The organism is Akkermansia sp. N21116 (assembly GCF_029854705.2).
Classification (GTDB): Bacteria; Verrucomicrobiota; Verrucomicrobiia; order Verrucomicrobiales; family Akkermansiaceae; genus Akkermansia.
In genome coordinates, this window is record NZ_CP139035.1 from 779,016 (window position 1) to 798,622 (window position 19,607).

The 19,607-nt window shown below is 53.1% G+C and carries 14 protein-coding genes, 2 tRNA genes and 3 rRNA genes; 17 read left to right on the forward strand and 2 right to left on the reverse strand.

Translation table 11 applies throughout. The features are described 5' to 3' along the window. The first annotated feature begins 19 nt into the window (after positions 1–19). Entirely contained in the window at positions 20–1,390 is a 1,371-nt protein-coding gene (miaB, locus tag QET93_RS02910; protein ID WP_280125216.1) for a tRNA (N6-isopentenyl adenosine(37)-C2)-methylthiotransferase MiaB, read from the forward strand. On the opposite strand, the gene QET93_RS02915 is transcribed toward miaB, so the two are convergent. Continuing rightward, complete coding sequence (locus QET93_RS02915) at positions 1,366–3,543, reverse strand: ComEC/Rec2 family competence protein (protein WP_280131545.1); 2,178 nt, start codon at positions 3,541–3,543, stop codon at positions 1,366–1,368. The genes miaB and QET93_RS02915 overlap by 25 nt on opposite strands. A 115-nt stretch (positions 3,544–3,658) precedes the next feature. Here QET93_RS02915 and QET93_RS02920 point away from each other — a divergent pair, with 115 nt between their 5' ends. From QET93_RS02920 to QET93_RS02930, 3 genes are read left to right on the forward strand one after another with little or no spacing between them, the layout of a single operon-like run. Beyond that, entirely contained in the window at positions 3,659–4,657 is a 999-nt protein-coding gene (locus QET93_RS02920) for an N-acetylmuramoyl-L-alanine amidase (protein ID WP_280131546.1), read from the forward strand. A 24-nt stretch (positions 4,658–4,681) separates the two neighbouring features. Then, the gene (lipB, locus tag QET93_RS02925; protein ID WP_280131547.1) at positions 4,682–5,338 is read left to right on the forward strand and encodes a lipoyl(octanoyl) transferase LipB; all 657 of its coding nucleotides are present in this window, start codon (positions 4,682–4,684) and stop codon (positions 5,336–5,338) included. After that, entirely contained in the window at positions 5,328–6,491 is a 1,164-nt protein-coding gene (locus QET93_RS02930) for a PatB family C-S lyase (RefSeq protein WP_280131548.1), read from the forward strand. Before lipB ends, QET93_RS02930 begins: the two co-directional genes overlap by 11 nt. A gap of 21 nt (positions 6,492–6,512) precedes the next feature. Here the strand turns inward: QET93_RS02930 and QET93_RS02935 are convergent, their stop codons facing one another. Next, the gene (locus tag QET93_RS02935; RefSeq protein ID WP_322190093.1) at positions 6,513–7,598 is read right to left on the reverse strand and encodes an HD domain-containing protein; all 1,086 of its coding nucleotides are present in this window, start codon (positions 7,596–7,598) and stop codon (positions 6,513–6,515) included. Between the two features lie 163 nt (positions 7,599–7,761). Here QET93_RS02935 and QET93_RS02940 point away from each other — a divergent pair, with 163 nt between their 5' ends. The 13 genes from QET93_RS02940 to dtd all read left to right on the forward strand — a co-directional run bounded on the left by QET93_RS02940 (position 7,762) and on the right by dtd (position 19,531). Continuing rightward, positions 7,762–8,121, forward strand: coding sequence for a hypothetical protein (locus tag QET93_RS02940; protein ID WP_322190094.1), 360 nt, complete (start codon positions 7,762–7,764; stop codon positions 8,119–8,121). A 128-nt stretch (positions 8,122–8,249) separates the two neighbouring features. Beyond that, positions 8,250–9,761, forward strand: a 16S ribosomal RNA gene (locus tag QET93_RS02945). Positions 9,762–9,960: 199 nt separating this feature from the next. Beyond that, positions 9,961–10,036: transfer RNA gene (locus QET93_RS02950), tRNA-Ala, on the forward strand. A gap of 84 nt (positions 10,037–10,120) precedes the next feature. Continuing rightward, positions 10,121–10,197, forward strand: a tRNA-Ile gene (locus QET93_RS02955). A gap of 231 nt (positions 10,198–10,428) precedes the next feature. Next, positions 10,429–13,267: ribosomal RNA gene (locus QET93_RS02960) — 23S ribosomal RNA — on the forward strand. Between the two features lie 269 nt (positions 13,268–13,536). Next, positions 13,537–13,652 (forward strand): 5S ribosomal RNA (gene rrf, locus QET93_RS02965). Together the 16S, 23S and 5S rRNA genes with 2 tRNA genes alongside form the textbook arrangement of a ribosomal RNA operon. 171 nt (positions 13,653–13,823) lie before the next feature. Continuing rightward, positions 13,824–15,377, forward strand: a complete 1,554-nt coding sequence (locus tag QET93_RS02970; RefSeq protein WP_280131402.1) for a sialate O-acetylesterase — start codon at positions 13,824–13,826, stop codon at positions 15,375–15,377. A gap of 56 nt (positions 15,378–15,433) precedes the next feature. Next, positions 15,434–16,561 carry a hypothetical protein gene (locus tag QET93_RS02975; RefSeq protein ID WP_280125398.1) on the forward strand — a complete coding sequence of 376 codons (1,128 nt, stop codon included), beginning with the start codon at positions 15,434–15,436 and terminating at the stop codon, positions 16,559–16,561. 8 nt (positions 16,562–16,569) lie between these two features. After that, a complete protein-coding gene (locus QET93_RS02980) occupies positions 16,570–17,304 on the forward strand; it encodes a type III pantothenate kinase (RefSeq protein ID WP_280125399.1) in 735 nt (244 codons plus the stop codon). A gap of 122 nt (positions 17,305–17,426) precedes the next feature. Further along, positions 17,427–17,669 (forward strand): acyl carrier protein, encoded by a 243-nt coding sequence (locus tag QET93_RS02985; RefSeq protein WP_280125400.1) that lies wholly within the window; start codon positions 17,427–17,429, stop codon positions 17,667–17,669. A 124-nt stretch (positions 17,670–17,793) separates the two neighbouring features. Beyond that, positions 17,794–18,321 carry a hypothetical protein gene (locus QET93_RS02990; RefSeq protein ID WP_280125401.1) on the forward strand — a complete coding sequence of 176 codons (528 nt, stop codon included), beginning with the start codon at positions 17,794–17,796 and terminating at the stop codon, positions 18,319–18,321. Next, positions 18,278–19,066: a LysM peptidoglycan-binding domain-containing protein gene (locus QET93_RS02995; RefSeq protein ID WP_280131401.1), complete on the forward strand. Its 789-nt coding sequence runs from the start codon at positions 18,278–18,280 to the stop codon at positions 19,064–19,066. The genes QET93_RS02990 and QET93_RS02995 overlap by 44 nt, the downstream gene beginning before the upstream one ends. Positions 19,067–19,078: 12 nt before the next feature. Continuing rightward, positions 19,079–19,531 (forward strand): D-aminoacyl-tRNA deacylase, encoded by a 453-nt coding sequence (dtd, locus tag QET93_RS03000; RefSeq protein WP_280125403.1) that lies wholly within the window; start codon positions 19,079–19,081, stop codon positions 19,529–19,531. The last annotated feature ends 76 nt before the right edge of the window (positions 19,532–19,607 follow it).

Below are 19,607 nucleotides of genomic sequence, written 5' to 3' on the forward strand. Positions count from 1 at the left end.
ATCCAAACTTTCCATTTCCATGCCCAAGGTTTACATCAAGACATACGGCTGCCAGATGAACGAGCGCGACTCCGAACAGGTGGCCCGCATGTTCATTCAGGGAGGCTATACGATTACGGATCAAGAGGAAGAGGCTGATGCCATCCTGATCAATACGTGTTCGGTGCGTGATCAGGCGGAACAGAAGGCTCTTGGGAAAATGGGCATTATGGGCAAGTTCCGGAAAAACCGTCCCCATGTCGTCTATGCCATGATGGGGTGTATGGCCCAAAGCCGCCGGGATGAGTTGTTCTCATCACTCCCTCATCTGGATCTCGTCATCGGGACGCAGAAGTACCACAAGGTTTTCCGCTATGTGGACGATATCCTGAAAAGCCGTCTTGAACGCCGGATGGATAATCTGGCGCTTTCCCTTCAGGGTTCCCACGTCTGTGATGTAGACGAGGAGGAGGATTCCCAGAATGCCATCCGGGACCATGTCGATCCCGGTGTCCGTTCTTCGGCTTTTGTTTCCATCATGCAGGGTTGTGACATGAAGTGTTCTTACTGCATCGTTCCGTACACGCGCGGGGCGGAGCGCAGCCGTCCGATCGGCGACGTGGTGGATGAGGTGAAGATGCTGGTGGACAACGGGGTCAAAGAGGTCACCCTTCTCGGACAGATCGTCAACAGGTACGGGCGCCAATTCGGCCTTGAGGAAGGCAAGTCGGCTTTTGTCCGTCTGCTGGAACGGATCCACGACATTGAGGGACTGAAACGCATTCGCTACACGTCGCCACATCCCATCGGGTTCCGTGACGACTTGGTTCGGGCGTATACGTACTTGCCTAAACTGTGCAGCCACATCCATTTTCCGATGCAGAGCGGAAGCGACCGCATCCTGAAGCTTATGCGCCGTCCATACAGGAATGAAGCCTACATGGAATTATGCGAAAAAATGCGAGCCGCACGACCTGATCTGGCGATTACGACGGATATTATTGTTGGTTTCCCCGGTGAAACCGAAGAGGATTATCTGGAAACGCGCCGGGCGGTGGAGCGCATCCGCTACGACAACGCCTTTATTTTCCGCTATTCTCCCCGTCGCGGAACGCCCGCTGCCGAGATGGACGGACAATTGCCGGAACGTGTCAAGGAGGCGCGGAATCAGGATCTCCTGGCGGTTGTCAATGCAATTGCCGTGGAGCGCAATAATGCATTGGTAGGAACGGAGCAGGAGGTTCTTGTCGAAGGCCCGTCCAAAACAAACCGCGAAAGGTTGACGGGCCGTACGTCCCAGAATAAGCCTGTCATTCTGGACGGCTTGTCCGCGATGATAGGAGAAATCGTGCCGGTGAAGATTGAAGAATCGACGGGATTTACCCTTTACGGTTCGGTTGTAAGAGAGTAAAGGCCTGCCGTTGAAGGTGGGAAAATTTCATGTCCCAACTCGTTATTTCGCCATGGGGTAACGGATGGAGAATTATGATTCATATTTATTATTAGTGTATTGTGTGATGTGAGGTGATGGATTCTGACGGAGTTGGGAAGCTGGTCGAATGCCGGTTCCCGTTCCCCAAGGCAAACGATATCCCTGGCTCCGGTTCGGAGTATCCATTCGGGGGCGTCTATAGGATCGTGACGGTTGCGACCGATAAGGATAACATCCGCGTGGATGGAGTGTTCCGGCAGCATGAGAAGGCTGCTCATGGGGGCATCTCCAATGAAAAGAAGACGTTTCCCGTGGTTTTCCCACAGGATGGTCGGAGTATTGTCTGCGGCGATCCCGGTGGAGAAGGTTTTATGGGCCGGATAAATGGTGAAACATCCGGAGCGTTTGTGCCGGAGGATGACCGGTTTTGTGTCTGTCATGCGGGAGATATCCAGCTGTTGGATGTCCGGCCACTGTTGCAACAGGGCTTGTCTGCCTCCGGTCAGAGGAAGTGAGGCCTGTGTCAATATCAGGTAACGGGGCAGGAAACCGCAGGTTCTGAGAGCCGGAGTGACGATTTGTCGGGCGGCGTATTCGTTGCCGCAATTGATGAGAATTCCGGGGTTGCCTAGGGCGATGCAATACGCTTGTCCCGGCAGAGCCAGGACGATGGCTTCGGAGGGAGAGGCTCCGTTCGTCCAGGGCATAAGGGCATTGGGTTGGCCGGCAATCCATTGCGAGACGGAGAGCAGAATGGCGGCAGGGACGCGGGCGCAGGCGTTGAATAGTGCTGAGGCCATGGGGAGCCAGTGCATGAGGATGCTTAATATGCTGAATCCCATCAAGGGAGCGAGGAACGGCGCCATGAGGAGATTGGCTAGCGTAGAATACAAGTTGAACGTTCCGAAGTGAACGGCAGTAATGGGAATGGAAACCAGCCAGCAGGCAAAGGAAACCGCCAGAATCAATCTTGTGTTGCGTTCCTGGCGGACGAGGAATCGTTCTGTGGCGGAGTAGATTCTGGGAGGGATGAAGGGATCGGGATTCCACCAGGGCCGTAAGCGGTTTTCCAGTCCGGCAGTCAGGACAATAGCTCCGAAAATCAGAAAGGAAAGCTGGAATCCGGGGGTGAATAATTGCCGTGGATCTACGCACAGGATGACGATGGCTGCCAGGGCCAGGGTGTTGAGTGGATGGGTTTCCCTGCGGAGACACATTCCCAGCACGAAAAAGGCAATCATGATGTAGGCGCGGACGGCGGAGGTTGGCATGCCGGTGATGAATACGTACACGGCCAGCAAAATCAGAGAGAGGGCTTTGGCTTTGATCGGGTGAATGGGCAGGAGGTAGAGAAAGAAGAAGAGGATGGCGGCGGCCAGGCCGACATGGAGTCCGCTGACTGCGAAAATATGGAGGCTGCCACTGGTGCGGAAGTCGTCCATGACATCGTTCGGAAGTGATGTTTTATCCCCGAGGAGCACCGAAATCATAATTTGCGTCGGGATGTCTTTCCTGGCTCCGTGTTCGGATAGAATGCCGGCAACGGCATGGCGGCATTTTTCGGAGAGGGCCAGTAGCCGGCTTTTGAAATGTCCTTTTCCGGACAGACTTCCTTCGAAGGCGTTGAACCGGCAAGCGATTCCATTGCTGAGCAGCCAGGAGCGGCGGTCGAAGGCTCCCGGAGTACGGGGAGGATCAATAGGAATAGCCATGCCCCGGAAGGTCCAGTGTTCTCCGATGGATGGGGAAGATGTTTCCGGGAAACGGATTTCCAGCTTTTCATGGTTGTCATCGGTTTCCAGCCATGCTGTCGAGGTGTAGATTCTTGTAATGGATCCTGTGACTGAGGTAATGGTATCCGGATTGTTCAGGCGGGATGTGAACGACATGGCCGATTGCCTCTGAAGACTGTCCATCCGCAGACATCCGGCAAGGACGCAGAGAAGACAGAGGATGGCGAGCCTCCATTGGCTGACTGCTATGGGAAAAAAGGAAATCAGGAGGCCTGCGGCAATCCATCCCCGGGAACCGTTTCCGGCCATAATTCCCGTAACTAGCGCCAAGGCGGCAAACAGGAGAGGCCTTGTCAGAACGGTCTTCCTGAATGCTTCAAGGTTTGTAGGAATGCTCACATTTGCATATTTCTGTATATTTTTTAAGAAATCAAGCCGTGAAATTTGTGAAAGCTCTTATTTTCCTCTTGAGGCAGGAAGTGAAAAACGATAATTTTAGTCAATCTCTCTCCGTATGGCAGGTTTCAGACATACATTCATGGTCTTTTGCTGCGTTGCCCTGGTTCTTGTGGCAATGGGAGCACGTGCCTTGGGGTGGGACTTTGTCGAAAAGAATGGGATCTCCTACGTGACGATGTCCAGTTTGCGCTCCTTCTACGGGTTTTCTCTGGAGAAAAAGGAAGGTTCCTCGCGGGTGTACGAAATGAAGAAGTATCGGCTCAAGGTACGACCTGCCTCTCAGGATATGTACATGAACGGTGTCAAATTTGTACTTTCCTATCCGATTGCTGAGGATCCGGTCAAAGGGCTTCTTATTTCGCGGATTGATGTGACGAAGATTGTCGATCCGGTTCTACGCCCTAAATATATTCGTAATGGCAGAATGCTGGATACTGTAATAATTGATCCGGGACACGGAGGTCATGACAGTGGAGCCAGAAATAGAGTGTCTTTGGAAAAAGACCTTAATCTTCAAGTTGCGCGTCTTTTACGCAGTAAATTGCTCAAGGCTGGTTACAAGGTGGTCATGACACGAGAGACTGACCGTTATCTGACCCTTCAGGAACGCGTACAAATTGCCAACCGTTACCGCAATGCTGTGTTTGTGAGCATCCATTTCAATGACGGCTCGTCTTCTGCCAATGGCATTGAAACCTTTACCTTGGCTCCGGCCGGGACATCTTCCTCCATGTCCCGCAATGTGCGTCGGGAAGCGCTTGCCGGTAATTCGCAAGATAGTTCCAATATTGCGTTAGCAACGGCTGTACAGGGGAATTTGATAAGAGGGAAGAAATCCGTCACCAAGGGGATGAGGCCGTTTGACCGCGGGATCAAGCGCGCCAGATATTCGGTGCTCTGCACGATCCAGCATCCAGCTATCTTGGTGGAATGTGGCTTTCTTTCCAATGCTCGGGAAGCGACATTGGCTCGCACGGAAAGTTATAGGGATTTCCTTGCCGAATCCATTTGTTCTGGGATTCTACAATATAAGACGGCGTTGGGGTGTCGTTAATGCTTGTTTGGTTTTTCTGGGTTCATGAATGTAGTTTGGTTACCCGGATTGCGTGATTACGACGAGGTTTTCGAATTGCAGGAAAGTCTTGTTACCGAACATCAGGCATGTCCCGGCAAGGAGCCCGACTTGCTGCTTCTGGAACACGCTCCCGTTTATACGATCGGCAGGACGCGTGACCGGACGAGTCTTCGTGACACGGCTCATCTTCCCTATCCTGTCCGTGAGATCAACAGGGGGGGCCAGGCGACCTACCATGGCCCTGGTCAGCTTGTCGGGTACCCGGTTCTCCATTTGGATGCCTTTGACCGTGATTTGCACCGATACGTGGAGAGTTTGGAAAAAACGTTGATTGCGGCGTGTTCCGAATGGGGGGTTGCTGCCGGATTGAGGGAAGGGCTTGTCGGGGTGTGGGTGGAGGACAGGAAAATCGCCTCCATTGGAGTGGGTGTCAGGAAGTGGGTTTCCATGCATGGTTTTGCGATGAATATTCTTCCCTCCAGTTTACCTCCTTTTGAGTGGATTACCCCGTGTGGAATCCAGGGGGTGAGGATGACTTGCCTCGCACGTGAAATTCAGCCCCCCCCGGAGAGGGAGGCCGATCTTGTCCGTGAGTTCGGCAACCGTTTTGCTGCGTTGTGGCAGTCAACTTTTGAATCATTAAAAACCAATGCACAATAATATCGACGACTCTATTTTCGAATGCTGTATTAACCGTCGGAAAACCGACAGCGTCAAGTGGGATCTTCATCCCGAAACGACGCCGGCCTGGATTGCCGATATGGATTTTCAATCTCCGGCTTGTGTCATTGATGCCCTCAAGGACAGGGTGGAGCACGGCGTGTTCGGTTACACCCTGCCTCCCGACGATATGGCGGACGTCCTTGTCTCCTACATGAAGCGTAACCATAGCGCAGATATTGATCCTTCATGGATCCTGCACATGGGAGGCTGCGTTCCGGCCTTGAGCACATCGGTCATGGCCGTGTGCGATCCCGGAGACTCGGTGATGTGCTGTACGCCCGTGTATCCTCCGATCCGTCATGCGCATGCCCATGGCAAATGCGAGTCTATCGAAGTTCCTCATATTTTCCGAGCGGGAGAATGGTTGTTCGACTGGGATGCCATGGAAGAAGCCGTACGCCCGGACACGAAGATGTTCATTCTCTGCAATCCTCAGAATCCATTGGGGAAAGTTTTGTCGCGCGAGGAAGTGTTGCGTGTGGCCGACTTCTGCGAACGCCATGATTTGATTCTATGCTCGGACGAAATCCATTGTGACCTCATGATGGATACCTCGGTCACTCACGAGACGGCTGTTTCTCTGCCGGAGCGCTACCTCAAGCGTACCATCATGATGACGGCGCCCAGCAAGACTTACAATATCGCCGGTATCGGCTATACCATGGTTGTGATTCCATCCCCGGAATTACGGAAGAAATTTGATCGCACGCGCGACCATCTCCAGCCCTCCATCCACTGTTTCGCCTACCTGTCCGCCCGTGCCGCCTATTCACAGGGGGAACCTTGGCGCAATGCCCTGCTGGCTTACCTGCGGAAAAATTGCGAGACTCTCTATGCGTTCGTGTCCGAACGCATGCCTGATATTCGTATGGTGCCGATGCAGGCCACTTATCTGGCTTGGCTGGATTGCTCGGCACTGGGGCTTTCCAATCCGCAGGAATTTTTCATAGAGAAAGCCGGTGTTTTTTTGAACGATGGTGCAGATTTCGGGTCTCCCCAGTGTGTACGGTTTAACTTCGGCACCCAGCGAAGCTCCATGCTGGATGCTTTGGAAAGAATGGCAACGGCCGTCGAAACGCTCCGTGTCTGAAGGAGTGATGAGGCGCTTTTGTCAGAATAAGGTTTCCCCGTTTGGTTCTTCCTCCGGTTCCGTGTATGCGGGTGCCGGGGGAAGTTCTGTATAGGCGGGCAGAGGGAGGACTTCGTTGCCTGCCAACGGAGCTTTGCGCTGGAAGACATGGGGGGAGAGTTGTTCGCTCGTCGTGTAGGCGGAACGAAACATTTCCACCTTGGCGTCAAGGTTGTCGATGTAGTGCAGGACAGCTGCTTCCGGTGTCTTGGGGGGGACGGGGGAGCCGAAAGCCAGCTCGCCGTGATGGGAAGCAATCATATGCAGGAGGTGCAGGCGTACGAGAGCCGATGGAGGGTCAAGAGCCAGCCATCCGGAACTTTCCGGGCTGTCCATAATCTCCGCCCAGAGTTTATTGACCAGTTCAATGCCGAATGGAATGTGGCCGAGCAGTTCGCCTACTTCCGTATAAGGCATGGAGAAATCGCCTTCGGGATAGCAATTTTCCCAGAGTTTTCCGCAATCGTGGAAGAGGCATCCGGCAAGAACGAGGTCGCGGTTTAAGTCCGGATACACGGAACAAACCGCGTGAGCACAACGCATCATCCCCCCGATGTGTTCGATAATTCCTCCCCTTCGGGCATGATGGTAGTTGCGGGCGGCTGCCGTTCTCTTCAGTCGATCTCTGAATTTGGTGCAAAATAGGGTACAAAGAGCATGCAAGCGGGGGTCGCTCATGCTGCCTATCAGCTCCACGATAGATTCCCAGTCGCGATCCTGCTTGTTCTTCAACTCCGGACTGCCTAAAAAAAGCATATCGGTTTCCTCCGGAGAGAGGGGGCGGATTTGCAAATCATTGCCCTCGTGCCCGTAACTGTTTTTATTCCAAATTCCTTTGATGGAGAGGAAAGATTTTGGCTGGGACTGGATGAAATCGGTGAACCATGGCTTGTCCTCCCAGACTTTCAACGTCAGGGATTGTTCTCCGTCGGCCAGGGTGACGTCCAGATAAGGCTTGTTGTTCCGAGTCGTCTTTTTCAGACACTGAGTCAATTGAACATGAATTTCTGCGGCTATCGGAGAGTCGGCGGGAAGAGCGATCAATTCCTGGAGGGACAATAATTCCATGGCCTCTATCATGGCTGTTTTTGTGCCTTGGGTCAAGAAGGCAGGCAAAATATGGAAAAAGATACAGTCTGGAGTGGAAACGAACCGTGAATCGTATAAACGGCAGAGTTGTTGGAGAAAAATAATTTTTTTATATCTGATTGATATCGAGAGTATTTTGTAGGTGATGAGGATTTGGTGGAGAAAAAAACTTTCAAAAGATGTTGACGTTTTCCGGGATTCATGTAGATTTCTCGGCACCCCAACCGAGGGGATCACGCCGAAAGGGCAGACCTGCAACGACCCGGAGCTTGAAGAAAGCGAGAGGGACGGAGGGCTGGCCGGCCGGGTGAGAGCGAAGGAAAAGGTTCCGAGAAAGGGGCGCTTGTCCGGAGCGGAGAGAAGCTTGTCAAAGGGAATGACTTCCGAAACGCCGAGATGCGAGGGGTTGAGCGAGCCGCGAGGTGAGCGAGATTTCGAGCACAAGGACAACCTGTCTGAGAGGGAGCGTTTGGAGGAGGAAATGGGGAAGGGAAGGTCGTGACGCGCGCCGTGCTTGTTTTCAGCGAAGAAGCCAGGGTTGAGAATCCCTGGTGTAGCGAAAGGGCATGGCGCTGACAGAATCCAGGAAATGGATCCTGTTGGTCCAGCAATTTCAAATAGATAGATTATTTGATGGAGAGTTTGATTCTGGCTCAGAACGAACGCTGGCGGCGTGGATAAGACATGCAAGTCGAACGGAAGAATGCTAGCTTGCTAATATTCTTCAGTGGCGCACGGGTGAGTAACACGTGAGCAACCTACCTTCGAGTGGGGGATAGCCCCGGGAAACTGGGATTAATACCGCATGAGGTCGAAAGATCAAAGCAGCAATGCGCTTGAAGATGGGCTCGCGTCCTATTAGTTAGTTGGTGAGGTAACGGCTCACCAAGGCGATGACGGGTAGCCGGTCTGAGAGGATGTCCGGCCACACTGGAACTGAGACACGGTCCAGACACCTACGGGTGGCAGCAGTCGAGAATCATTCACAATGGGGGCAACCCTGATGGTGCGACGCCGCGTGGGGGAAGAAGGTCTTCGGATTGTAAACCCCTGTCATGTGGGAGCAAGCAGCAATGTTGATAGTACCACAAGAGGAAGAGACGGCTAACTCTGTGCCAGCAGCCGCGGTAATACAGAGGTCTCAAGCGTTGTTCGGAATCACTGGGCGTAAAGAGTACGTAGGCTGTTTTCTAAGTCAGGTGTGAAAGGCAGGGGCTCAACCCCTGGACTGCACATGATACTGGGAGACTGGAGTAATGGAGGGGGAACCGGAATTCTCGGTGTAGCAGTGAAATGCGTAGATATCGAGAGGAACACTCGTGGCGAAGGCGGGTTCCTGGACATTAACTGACGCTGAGGTACGAAGGCCAGGGTAGCGAAAGGGATTAGATACCCCTGTAGTCCTGGCAGTAAACGGTGCACGCTTGGTGTGAGGGGACTCGACCCCCCTCGTGCCGGAGCTAACGCGTTAAGCGTGCCGCCTGGGGAGTACGGTCGCAAGATTAAAACTCAAAGAAATTGACGGGGACCCGCACAAGCGGTGGAGTATGTGGCTTAATTCGATGCAACGCGAAGAACCTTACCTGGGCTTGACATGTAATGAACAACATGTGAAAGCATGCGACTCTTCGGAGGCGTTACACAGGTGCTGCATGGCCGTCGTCAGCTCGTGTCGTGAGATGTTTGGTTAAGTCCAGCAACGAGCGCAACCCCTGTGGCCAGTTACCAGCACGTTATGGTGGGGACTCTGGCAAGACTGCCCAGATCAACTGGGAGGAAGGTGGGGACGACGTCAGGTCAGTATGGCCCTTATGCCCAGGGCTGCACACGTACTACAATGCCCAGAACAGAGGGGGCCGAAGCCGTGAGGCGGAGGAAATCCTGAAAACTGGGCCCAGTTCGGACTGTAGGCTGCAACCCGCCTACACGAAGCCGGAATCGCTAGTAATGGCGCATCAGCTACGGCGCCGTGAATACGTTCCCGGGTCTTGTACACACCGCCCGTCACATCATGGAAGCCGGTCGCACCCGAAGTATCTAGAGCCAACCGCAAGGAGGCAGGGTCCTAAGGTGAGACTGGTAACTGGGATGAAGTCGTAACAAGGTAGCCGTAGGGGAACCTGCGGCTGGATCACCTCCTTTCTATGGAGAAAAGACAGGGGCGAGAGTTCCTGTCCAGGTCGATCCCGTTCTTTAGGGACGGGAAAGCCGGGTTCGCAAGGCCCGGCAACGATATTACAAGATGTGTAAGAAAAAGAAGTCCTTGAAGCGCAAGCGCAAGGCAAGTACGACGTGCGTGACGACCTTTCCTGTAAAAACCAACCCGTAACCGGATCCAATTGGGGGTATAGCTCAGTTGGTAGAGCGCCAGCTTTGCAAGCTGGATGTCCGGGGTTCGAGTCCCCGTGCCTCCACCACCCCAAACCTCGTAAAGCCCTTGAAAGGTAGGAAGTTTAAGGAAAAAGGCATGTAAGGAAGACTTGGCCTATAGAGAAAACCATGGGCCTGTAGCTCAGTTGGTTAGAGCACGCGCTTGATAAGCGCGGGGTCACAGGTTCAAGTCCTGTCAGGCCCACCATATAAAGACAAGCCGGCTCATAAGCCCGGAGAAGAAAAGAAGCGAAGCGAAGATTGACATCCGCGTGGCAAAAGGGTTCTTGTACCTAGGAGAAAGTCGTGAGACATTTTCAAAGGAGATCAAGAAAACCCTGAAGTGGGAAACTACAAAACACATATTGAATAACACGCAAGCATACAAGATTTAACAGTATCATCACATGGGGACTTGCTTTCCTTTCTGAAGGAATGGAATCAAGAAACCAAGGGCGTACGGTGAATGCCTTGGTGCCGACAGGCGAAGAAGGACGCGATAAGCTGCGAAAAGCCTCGGGGAGCTGCAAATGAGCTACGATCCGGGGGTATCCGAATGGGGTAACCTAACCGGGGGAAAGCCCGGTTGACGTTGTCTGAATACATAGGACAACGATCGCGAGACCCGCTGAAGTGAAACATCTCAGTAAGCGGAGGAAAAGAAAGAGAAATCGATTCCGTAAGTAGTGGCGAGCGAAAGCGGAAGAGCCCAAACCGAAAGTACTTCTTTCGGGGTTGTAGGACCACGCCATGATCGATCATGAAAGATAGCAGAACAGTTTGGAAAGACTGGCCGGAGAGAGTGAAAGCCTCGTAAGCGAAATCTTTTGTGAGATCTAGTGGACTCCTGAGTAATACACCACACGTGGAACGGTGTATGAATCCGCGCGGACCACCGCGCAAGGCTAAATACTAGTCGGCGACCGATAGTGAACAAGTACCGCGAGGGAAAGGTGAAAAGAACCGCTGTGAGCGGAGTGAAATAGAACCTGAAACCGTATGTCTACAAAGTGTCAGAGCAGCGCAAGCTGCGATGGCGTGCCTTTTGTTTAATGAGTCTGCGAGTCAGTGTCTGTGGCAAGACTAAGGGCTTCCGGCCCGGAGTCGAAGCGAAAGCAAGTCCGAACAGGGCGGTTTTTAGTCGCAGGTACTGGACCCGAAGCGGAGGTGACCTACCCTTGGCCAGGTTGAAGCGTCGGTAAAACGCCGTGGAGGACCGAACAGGTGAACGTTGAAAAGTTCTCTGATGAGCTGAGGGTAGGAGTGAAAGGCTAATCAAACCCCGTGATAGCTGGTTCTCTTCGAAATGCATTTAGGTGCAGCGTTACGTGCTGATGTGCGGGGGTAGAGCACTGACAAGGCTAGGGGGCACACCCGCCTACCAACCCTTATCAAACTCCGAATACCGCACAATGGAGCGTAGCAGTGAGACAGTGGGGGATAAGCTTCATTGTCGAGAGGGAAACAACCCAGACCAGCAGCTAAGGTGCCCAAACAACGTTGAGTGGAAAGGATGTGGGATTACACAGACAGTGAGGATGTTGGCTTAGAAGCAGCCACCATTTAAAAAATGCGTAATAGCTTACTCATCGAGTGATCCTGCGCCGAAAATGATTGGCGATGAAACGTTGTACCGAAGCTCTGGATTTCTCCTGCAAGGGAGGAGTGGTAGAAGAGCGTTCCGTGTACGTTGAAGGGCGATGGCGACTGACCCTGGAGAGCACGGAAGTGAGTATGCAGACATGAGTAACGTTAAGCCGGGTGAAATCCCCGGCCGCCGTAAACCCGAGGTTTCCAGGGCAACGAGATTCGTCCCTGGGTTAGCCGGGACCTAAGCCGAGGCCGAGAGGCGTAGGCGATGGACATCAGGTTAATAATCCTGAGCTTCCGACCCTTAAACTGGGGGGACGCATGAGTAGAGATGGACAGGTTATTGAATTCCGAGGCCGGTTTACGGACTGGCCGCACCATCAAAGCGAGTGCCAAGAAAAGCCCCAGCGTATGCTAAGGAACCCGTACCGCAAACCGACACAGGTGGGTGGGTAGAATATACCAAGGCGCAAGAGTGAACTCTGGTTAAGGAACTCGGCAAATTAGCCCCGTAACTTCGGAAGAAGGGGTGCCTGCAGAGATGCAGGCCGCAGAGAAATGGCCCAACCGACTGTTTATCAAAAACACAGCACTCTGCAAAGACGCAAGTCGAAGTATAGGGTGTGACACGTGACCAATGCCGAAAGATTAAGGCAAGGTGTTAGCCGCAAGGCGAAGCTCTGAACCCAAGTCCCGGTGAATGTCGGCCGTAACTATAACGGTCCTAAGGTAGCGAAATTCCTTGTCGGGTAAGTTCCGACCTGCACGAATCGTGAAACGAGTTGGGCACTGTCTCAACCAGACGCTCAGTGAAATTGTAGTGGCGGTGAAGATGCCGCCTACCCGCAGAAGGACGGAAAGACCCTATAGACCTTAACTGTAAGCTGTCATTGTTTCTTCGGTCTCAATGCTCAGAGTAAGTGGGAGACGTTGAAGCCGGCCTTTAGGGGCCGGAAGAGTCATCAATGAGACACCACCCTTTGAGACTGGAGAATCTAACGCTGAGCCGTGAAACCGGCCAGGGGACCGTGTCAGCCGGTCAGTTTTACTGGGGCGGTATCCTCCCAAAGAGTAACGGAGGAGCGCGAAGGTTGGTTCAGCGCGGTTGGCAACCGCGTGACGAGTGCATGGGCATAAACCAGCCTAACTGTGAGACCGACAAGTCGATCAGATGCGAAAGCAGGCCCAAGTGATCCGGCGGTAGAAAGTGGAATTGCCGTCGCTCAACGGATAAAAGGTACCTTAGGGATAACAGGCTGATCACGCCCAAGAGTTCATATCGACGGCGTGGTTTGGCACCTCGATGTCGGCTCGTCGCATCCTGGGGCTGGAGAAGGTCCCAAGGGTCCGGCTGTTCGCCGGTTAAAGCGGCACGCGAGCTGGGTTCAGAACGTCGCGAGACAGTTCGGTCCTCTATCCTCTGTGGGCGTTGGAAAATTGAGGGGTTCAGACCTTAGTACGAGAGGACCGGGTCTGACGCACCACTGGTGCACCGGTTGTATTGTCAAATGCACGGCCGGGTAGCTAAGTGCGGAAGGAATAAGCGCTGAAAGCATCTAAGCGCCAAGTCCCTCCCAAGATGAATTTTCCCCATAGGAACGTGGAAGACGACCACGTCGATAGGTCGCAGGTGGAAGCGCAGCAATGTGTTGAGCCGAGCGATACTAAACTCCGAAAGACTTGATTCCTCCCTTTTAGGAAAGGGAGCAATCCTCATGTGAAGGTATTGTGAAGAAGCCTTGCATGGTATGAAAGAGTGGAAAGTAAGACCCATAACAGCAGAAACACCCCGCCACGCGGATGTCAGGCTTCGAGCCCGGCTTCCTCCCCTTTTTCCCTTGCCTCCGCGTCCAAAACAGAAGAAGATCAATCCCCATCATCCCCCCCCCGAGAGACCCCCGGGCAGGCAGAACGGACACCCCCCCCTCCCCAGAAAACGGGAGCCTCCGCCCTGAAGCCCGGTGATCTTAGCCCAGTGGTCCCACCCGGTCCCGTTCCGAACCCGGCAGTGAAACGCTGGCGCGCCGATGGTAGTGAGAGTATAGCTCTTGTGAGAGTAGGTCGTCGCCGGGATTGATTATGAAGCCCCGCCTTGTCACCATGCAAGGCGGGGCTTCTCTGTTTATACTCGAATCCTCATCCCCGCGAAATGTGACAAATGCAGAAAAATCGAAATGATCTCGGGAAGAGCGGAAAAGATATGGACTCTGGAGCTGTTTTGAACTATTTTTCCATTCCATTATCATGAAGCTGTTGTTGTTTTTCTTGCTGGGGTGTTTTGCGATACCGGTCAATGGCCGGGATTTGAAGATTTTTTTACTGACTGGGCAATCGAATTCACTGGGAGCCGTGAAGGGATCTCCTGCATCTGCGGAAATGTTGGAAAAGTACAAGCCGAAAAGGACGATGTACTGGCATGAAAATTTCGGACAGAAGGAGGGAGTCTTTTCCGGAGCCTCCCAAGAATGGGGAATGGTTGTTCCTGCGGTCCCTTCTTATAATGGCAATTTGTGTATGGGGCCAGAGTATGGATTTGCCGCGGTTTTGGAGAAAAAGGGATGGTTTGACGATGCCGATGTGGCGATTGTGAAGGCGTCGCGCGATGGTGGCGACAATGGACATTGGATGCGGAATGGACAGGCTTACCGGTTGCTGGTGGGGGCCGTGAAGAATGCAAGTTCTGCCTTGAAGGGAAAAAAGTATGGGAAAATTGAATTTGCCGGACTTCTTTATCTGCAGGGTGAGAGTGATTCAGGGGATGCTGTGCCGGCTGCCGCCCTGCGTTTCAAGGAACTTCTCAAGCATTTGGCGGAAGATTTGAAAGGATGGGGAGATACTGCGCCTTTGGCAAAATCGTGTGCTGTGATTGGAGAGAATGCGAATTGGGGGACGAAGAATGTGACGGACTCTTTAACCGGGAATACGAACGGGATGCTGAATGGCCGCGATACGGAGGTGGATGGCAAGACGACTTGGCAGGTGATGCGTTCTCTCGCGGCATCTTCTCCTGCTCTCGGTTATGCTCCTACGAGGGATCTTCCCAAGTTGACTTCCGGCGATTCGATGGGGGTACACTATGATGGATGTTCTCAATTGGTGATCGGAGCGCGTTTTGCCTATGCTATGGGGCATCTGAAAGGGAAATCGGTGGGGAGTGTCCGGAGTGGACGCTATGATCTGCCTTTGAATGCTCCCGACGCCTGGATGGATGGGAAAGTACCTGTAAAGAAGGTGTGTGTATGGGATTTGGCTTCTTCTATTTTGCCGAGCCGGATTGGAGAAGGTGTGGATTCGTTCAAGGCTTTTGGCATCCGTGTCGAGGATCCGTCTGTGAATACGGTTGCTATTGCCGGTGGCGCTTCGCAACGTTTGGTTGTAGGTCCGGGCGGGATTGAAGTACAGCAGGGAAGGAAATTGCTGATTGCCTCGGCATTGCAACTATCCGGTCGTCAGGAGTGGAAATTGTCGGGCGGATCTTGTGTGGCGGTTGCAAGACCGGATGTTAAGGGTGGTATGGCGGCTTTGACGGGACAGGCGGATATTTTCATCATGAATACAGACGCTTCTTCTTCCGGGAAGCATGCTGCCGTCGATTTTACCGAGGTCGGCCAAGGAATGTCGAAGAAGGGGAGGGGTGTACCGTTCCGGGGGAATTGGGTTATTGGTCCGGGGGTTGAGGTGAAGGGGAGTCTTCCTGGAACAGGCAAGGCGATTTTCAAGAAGGGATCTATTTATCAGGGAGAAGTTCTGACAGCTGACCGGAATGTTGTTTTGGAGGGGATTGCGACCGGGGTGTGACAATGTTTGCCGATTTAGGTTGTGTCCGGAGGTAAATTTCTTCATGCTTTTCCCTGATGAATTCCAGCCCTCGCATCCTGATTCTGACATCCGGCTACGGTGATGGCCATAATAGCGCGGCACGTGGTGTGGCCGAAGCTTTGGACGGAAAGGCCGAATGCCGCATTGTCGATCCATGCAAGGAGAGTATGCCGTTTTTTTTCCGTTGGTCCCGTGCCGGGTATTTATGGACGATTCGGCGGGCACCTTTGTTGTGGCGTCAGGCTTACGACTGGACGGATAGTCTGGATCTTTCCCGATCGGAGTATCCGATGATGGCTGCCGTGAAAAATTACTTGTCCAGTTTGGTTCGCGGATGGAGGCCGGATGCGATTGTGTGTACCTATATGCTGTATCCTCATTTGCTGGACAAGATTTTCCAGACGGGGGGAAGAAGTGTGCCCTATATGACGGTTGTGACGGATTCTCTGGAAATTAACAAAACGTGGCTGTGCAGCAGGAGCGAGATGTGGTGTGTGACGGATCCATGGACCCGGGATGTTCTCGTCCGGCGTGATGTACCCGAGGAGAAGATCAAGGTGACGGGTTTTCCTGTGTCTCCCTCGGTCGTGCAACGGAGCCGCGGTGAAAGGATGGTGTGGCAACCGGGGAGTCCCTTCCGTATCCTGTATTTTGCCGGAGGGGGAACTGAGAGGATCAAATCCGATCTCAGGGCAATTTTCCATGCTCATCCGGATATTCGGGTAACGTGCATCATGGGAAGGCGTAGCCGGCATCTGTATCCTGTTCTGCACAAGATCCGGCAGAACCTGGACTATCCTGCCCGTTTTCGTCTTGTCGGCTGGACGAATCGCGTGCCTGATTTTCTGGCGAGCCACCACCTTGTCATCGGCAAGGCGGGCGGAGCGACGACGCATGAGGTGATTGCCTCAGGACGTCCCATGCTGGTGAATTATCTGGTTCCAGGACAGGAAGAGGGCAATGTCGCTCTGCTGGAGATTCTTGGCGGAGGGCGTTACGTAGGATCTTCCGGTGAAATGGAAGACTCTTTGAGGGCGATGCTGGGCGATGACGGCGAGCTGTGGCGCCGCATGCACCAAAACCTGCTGGATGCGGGGATGACAGGAGGAAGCGGCATGGTGGCTTCTTTGGCCTTGCAGTTGTGCTCCTCCCGTTCTAATTGAAGTGGGTTGTGAGCTACCTGCTGATTGATAATTCAAATACGAGGACAAAGTTTGTTCTCTCCGAGCCGGATCGCCTTCTGGAGACGCGCATCGTCATCCCGACTCGCGAGATTAACGAAGAACGCCTGACCAGGGAACTAGGCCATTTGCGATATGATTATGCCGTTTTTTCATCCGTGGTACCCCGGGTATCGGAATTACTGGCAGATTGGCTGCCTCGTCCCTACCATATGGTGACGTGGCAATCGAATTTGGGGGTAGGCATTGATTACCCCCTTCCTCGTCAGATTGGAGCGGATCGGTTGGTGAATGCGGCCGGTGCGGTTGCTTTTTACAGAGCGCCCGCCATTGTAGTGGATTTCGGGACGGCAGTGACGTTCGATGTTGTTTCCCGTGAGACCGGTTACAAGGGGGGAGCTATTGCTCCCGGGCTGGCGTCGATGGGCGATTACCTTGCCAGGAATACGGCCCTTCTTCCGGCAATTGATCCCCATGAACCCAAGTATGCTATCGGGAGAAGTACGGAGGAGGCTATGCATTCCGGGGCCGTTTACGGCTACCGCGGTTTGGTGAAAGAGATTTTGGAATGCTTGGAGAAGGAGATGGATGGAGTTCCGATTGTCATTGCAACAGGTGGCGACGCCGAATTGATTGCACAGGGCGTACCCCGAATCGACCACGTTGATCCTTTGCTGACACTCAATGGATTGAGAGTGATCGCCGGGTTAAATCCCCCTGCCTGACGGTGGAAAACTCTTTTCGTAGAAGGGATCTTGCTCGTCCCTTTCTTGAAGGAAGTCTGAAAAATGTGTTGCCAAACATAGAGTGCCACTGTAAAAGCGGGTAACTCTAACAACCTAACACAATGTCTGATAGCATCGAAGAAAAGGTGAAGGAAATCATCGTCGAGCAACTCGGCGCTGAAGCCGATAAAGTGACCACTAACGCAAAGTTCATCGAGGACCTCGGTGCCGACTCTCTGGATACCGTAGAACTCGTGATGGCTTTTGAAGACGCGTTCGACATCGAAGTGCCCGATAGCGATGCTGAAAAGCTTCAGTCCGTTGCGGACGTCGTTGCTTATATCGAAAAAGCCCAAGCCGAATAATAAGCATTTTACTTTTCCCATGACGGGAAAATAATTTCCCACTGGCGGTTCCCCGGTCAACGCGGGACCGCCTTTTTATTGTCGACTGGTTCCCAGTGGCTTCATTCACGAGAGTTTCCCCCCTATGTACTCCGAAGACGATATCCAGTACGCCCTCGAATCCACGAACATCTTGTATGTTCCGGATCGCCGCATTGACACGTTTGGTGATACTCGTTTTTCCTTCCTCCTTGTGAGCGGATTAATGGATGATTCCAATGTGACTCGCATCCGTAGCGGATGGGTAGAAGCGGAAAAGCCGAAAATTATCCGCCCCGATATGTATAAGCAGATTGAAATGGATGGGTTCGGGGATGACGCCCGGCAGTTTTTCGATTGGCTTGCACGCCATGGGGCCGCTCTGCAGACACTTTTGCAATATGGCTTTCAGTTTCGGCGTTCCGAGGTAACCGAGGAATTGGTGCACGAGCCGTTCGAGGCTGTTAAGGGACGTCTTGTGGACGAGGTTAGGGCATCGGGAGATCCCCTGAGGGCCGTGGTGGAGGGTGTTGACGATGCCTGGGAAGTCTGCCTCTTGAAGTTTACGGTAGAGATGGTACAAAAATCACATGAAATCAATATTTTCGATTTCCGTCGCAAAGGCCTGCTGTAAATGGGGGCTGGCGATATGCCTGTTTGGGTGTTCTGTCGTGGTTGCGGAGGAGAACTATTCACTGTGGCCCCGTAGGCCCGAGGCATTACAGCAGGCGGCCATACTGGCGGCAGAGGGGAAGACGGAGGAAGCCGCTTCCATGCTGGAACCTTTGATTGGAAGAAAGGGGGTGATCGGCCAGGAAGCTCGTGACATGCTGGGCTCCTTGCGTATCCGCGAGGTCTTGGATCCAGCCCGTTGTGCCAGTGAAACATATGTGGTCAAACGGGGCGACTCCTGGATAGGCATTTCCAACAAGACGAAATGCCCGCTGGATTTTATCATGCATTTGAACCAGTTTGTGGACCGTCCCGCTCTGGTGCAGGGGCAGAAACTGAAAGTAAGGGATTTGAACTTTCGGCTCCTGATTAATGTGCCCGCCAAAGAACTTTCCATTTGGGATGGAGAGAAGTTTATCAAATCCTATCCTATTCTGATGATGCGCGATGTGGGGAAGGAAAATGCCGCCGTGACGGTTAAAGCCAAAAATGCTATTGAAGCGGGGAAAGATCTGCGGAGCTATTCTCCCGAATTTGCCGCTGCGGACAAGCAGCTCGTGATCGGCACCAAGGAGCGTTCATGGGTGATTGACGTCAGCAAGGATGGTAAAATGAGGTCTCCGGGGTTCTATTTGCGCCGGGAGGATTGCAATGAGGTGGCCCTGCTGGTTCGTCAGGGGAATGCAGTTCAGATCGTCAACAAATAGTCTCAGGCAAGTATGAGAGTTGTTATTCAACGCGTGAGCGAGGCTTCCGTGACTATTGACGGGGTGCTTGTGGCCAAGATCGGGAAGGGCCTGATGGTGCTGGTCGGGATTGAGGAGGCGGATGCCCGGGAAGATGCGGAGTGGCTTGTCCGGAAGATGCTGGATATGCGGATTTTTTCCGATGATGAGGGAAAGATGAATTGTTCCCTCCGCGATGTCCGGGGCGAGATCCTGGTGGTGAGTCAGTTTACCCTGCATGCCTCGACGAAGAAGGGGAACCGTCCGTCTTTCATCCGTGCTGCCAGGCCCGATTATGCCGTACCTTTGTATGAAGAACTTCTAGGACTGCTGCGGGAGGAGATGCCCGGCAGGGTTGCTTGCGGGCGTTTCGGAGCCGATATGGAGGTTTCCCTGTGCAATGACGGTCCCGTGACAATTGTGATGGATTCCCGGAACAGGGAATAAGTTGTCAAACGGAGTTGTGATAAGAAACAGCCTCCTTCCCGATGTGGAAAAGAGGCTGTTTGCTGTTTTTGGAAGT